The sequence below is a fragment of the Dubosiella newyorkensis genome, from assembly GCF_001945605.1.
GTDB lineage: Bacteria > Bacillota_I > Bacilli_A > Erysipelotrichales > Erysipelotrichaceae > Dubosiella > Dubosiella newyorkensis.
Genome location: NZ_MPKA01000029.1, coordinates 1 through 2,789, shown reverse-complemented (window position 1 = coordinate 2,789; position 2,789 = coordinate 1). Strand labels below are relative to the sequence as shown.

Below are 2,789 nucleotides of genomic sequence, written 5' to 3'. Positions count from 1 at the left end.
AGATACGAACATCCTCCTGCCAAATATTCCTCAATCACTTGTATTTTGAATTCTTTTGAATAGGATTGATTTCTTGGTTTCTCCAGAAAAGCTTCAGCATCCGACTTTTGAAATTGTTTTACCCATTCATTACAGTGTTTGGATTAAGATTTAAATCTTTTCCAATCGTGACGGATCCTTCTCCTTTATTTAAATAGCGGTCAACAACAGATAATTTAAAATCTATAGTGTATTTTGATTTTCTTCCCATATAAAAAGCCCCCTAATAGGACCTCCAAATTTAGTTGTTTGGCGTGTCTACTATTAGGGGAGCTTATCAATGTGATAAGCTCCTGCCTTTTTTTATATTCAATTTTTTTTTCTAGAACGAGCGTTTTTAATTGTTCAAAATCTTTGTAGTCAAAGATCTTGAACAAGAGGTCTTCTCGATGATGGTCTTTAAGCCAGGTCATCATGTTTTGGATGGTGTAGCGTTCTTGTTCAGATCCTAGTTCGATCCCTTCTACTCTGCCCAGTTCGATTCCTTGTTGTAAATAGCGTTCCGAATCTTCTTTGGTCAATAGATTGATAACGTGTTCCATTTTTTCTTCACCTCTTTCTTGTAATGATTCCCAAGTTTCCATCGTGATTTTTTGGAAGTCAGAATGGATAATAAATGGCCAACTAAAGCGAAATGGTCGAGTTTCTTTGAAGTGTTGAATTGATTTTCGCCATTTCTAACAGTTTTAATAAAGCGAGCGATTTCTTTCAGATCGCTTTTTAGCGAGTCGATCATTTCATTAGATAAAGCGCCTAGATCAATGACTTCGGCACGAAAATCGGGAATGAATCGTTTTAACTCTTTTGGAATATCCAAAATTTCGTGGATCGATCTTGCTTGATCCCAAGCTTTTTCAATCCCAAAATACAACACAAATGTGATCACCGGAACAGGCTTTTGCTTGCGGGAAAGAAAGCGTTGGTACATGACAGAATTACAGTTCATGATCCTTAAAGATAATGTAGCATCTTTTTGGGTTTGATTCTCGATGCCAACAATATAGATCAATTTGTTTTCTTTGATCCAGCGTTTTACGATATCGCGTTCGACTTCAGAAATAGAATCCGAATTCACAAAAAAATCGGGCGTCGTTTCGCTTTCAAATTCTTCGGCTCTAGCATGTTCCATTCCAGGAACGACTAAGCGGCAAATGTCCGCAAAAACATCATTCTTTTCGAGAATATGCTTTTCAAGGATGTCTTTTTCATGATGCATAATTACTTTCTCCTTTCATTTTCTTATAGTGTATCCTGATTATTCTGTATTTAATATTTTAAAATATATTAAATATCTGTATTATAAAATCATTGATTTTGATTTTATAATAAGAAAAAAAGGATTGAGGTTATGAAAAATAAAAGAAAAATTAAGAAAGGTCGTTCGGCTTTGCTGCTGGGAATGGGGCTTGCTTTGGCTGGTGGATCGATTTGGAGCGTATCGGCTTTGAGCTCGTCTTTGTTTTTGAAAGAAAAACAAGCCGTAGAAAAGAAGGAAGAAATTTCTAAAGATCGAGCGTTGATCACGGTGACAGGCGATATTTTGATCGAGGACGGGTTTCAAAACGCATTTGGAAACGAAAGCTGGGGCGCATATATGAAGGATCTAGCGCCTTGGTTTTCAAAAGATGATTTGACATTGGCTAATCTGGAAGTTCCGATTGCTGGTGAGGAATTTGGTTTGGCGGGAGCGGATTATTGTTTCAACGCGCCTTCGCAGACGGCCAAGAATCTTGTGGATAATTCGATCGAATACGTGACATTGGCCAACAATCATGCGATGGATCGCGGAGCGGAAGGATTGAAGAAAACGATTCAAAATTTAGACGCGCAAAAAATTGGTCATACGGGCGCTTTTCTTTCGGAAGAGGCGCGGAATTCCATTTCCTATGTAGATGTGAATGGAATTCGGGTCGGGATCGTTTCGTGGACGTTCGCGACCAATCAGCCTGTGGATACGAGTTGGCGGGTGAATATTTTTGGGAGCGCTTATGATCCGCAAGTTTCGGTTTTGATGGAGGATGTGGCTCGAGCGCAAGAAGAGAGCGATTGCGTAATCGTCTGCATGCATTGGGGGACTGAGTTTACGTATGAATTGAATGCGGCGCAGACGATTCTTTCTAAACAGCTCGCGGATGCGGGTGTGGATGTGATCGTTGGAAACCATCCGCATACGATCCAGCCAGCTTCTTGGATCGAGGGACAAAATGGACATAAGACGTTGTGCTTTTATTCGTTAGGCAATTTGGTTTCTTCGGCGTATTTGGTCGATCGAGCGGATGAAGTTTTCCAAAACATGTACGAGGTCGGCTCGATCGCTCAATTTACTTTGAAAAAGAAGGAGGATGGGGTCGTGGAAGTGCTCGATCCGTGTTTGATTCCGATCGTGAATCATTTTGAAGGCGAGTATACGAATTTTCATATCTATCCTTTGAAGGCGTATACGGAAGAATTGGCCGTCTCGCATTCACAAAGACAATATTCGGAATTGTTTTCGAAGGCTTGGCTTGACGAGCAAGTACGTTTTGTGTTTGAAGGATCGAAGATTCCGATCTTAGATTAGGCACAAATTAAAATTTGTGTGTTTTTTAGTTGACTTTATAGGGAGATGGAGGTATTCTAAACGAGCTGTTGAGGTTTCTCCTCAATCTGTCCTCTAAAAATATTCAAAAAATATTGAAAAAAGTGTTGACAGAACAGTTCGTTCATGGTAATATGAGTGAGCGTTGAGGCAGAGAGCTTCAAGGCAGGGA

The 2,789-nt window shown here is 39.8% G+C and carries 3 protein-coding genes; 1 reads left to right on the top strand and 2 read right to left on the bottom strand.

Annotated features, from left to right (window positions below; all coding sequences use genetic code 11):
• Positions 1–215: 215 nt before the first annotated feature.
• Together BO225_RS00925 and BO225_RS00920 are read right to left on the bottom strand one after the other, a co-directional pair.
• A complete protein-coding gene (locus BO225_RS00925) occupies positions 216–581 on the bottom strand; it encodes a hypothetical protein (RefSeq protein WP_076340417.1) in 366 nt (121 codons plus the stop codon).
• Complete coding sequence (locus BO225_RS00920) at positions 557–1,255, bottom strand: Rpn family recombination-promoting nuclease/putative transposase (RefSeq protein WP_076340416.1); 699 nt, start codon at positions 1,253–1,255, stop codon at positions 557–559. The genes BO225_RS00925 and BO225_RS00920 overlap by 25 nt, the downstream gene beginning before the upstream one ends.
• A gap of 132 nt (positions 1,256–1,387) precedes the next feature.
• Here BO225_RS00920 and BO225_RS00915 point away from each other — a divergent pair, with 132 nt between their 5' ends.
• The gene (locus BO225_RS00915; RefSeq protein ID WP_083632028.1) at positions 1,388–2,599 is read left to right on the top strand and encodes a CapA family protein; all 1,212 of its coding nucleotides are present in this window, start codon (positions 1,388–1,390) and stop codon (positions 2,597–2,599) included.
• The last annotated feature ends 190 nt before the right edge of the window (positions 2,600–2,789 follow it).

Bases quoted from the DNA above. Each gene is read 5' to 3' on its own strand.
- BO225_RS00920 (WP_076340416.1), bottom strand. From the start codon at position 1,255: ATGCATCATGAAAAAGACATCCTTGAAAAGCATATTCTCGAAAAGAAT.
- BO225_RS00915 (WP_083632028.1), top strand. From the start codon at position 1,388: ATGAAAAATAAAAGAAAAATTAAGAAAGGTCGTTCGGCTTTGCTGCTG.
- BO225_RS00925 (WP_076340417.1), bottom strand. From the start codon at position 581: ATGGAACACGTTATCAATCTATTGACCAAAGAAGATTCGGAACGCTAT.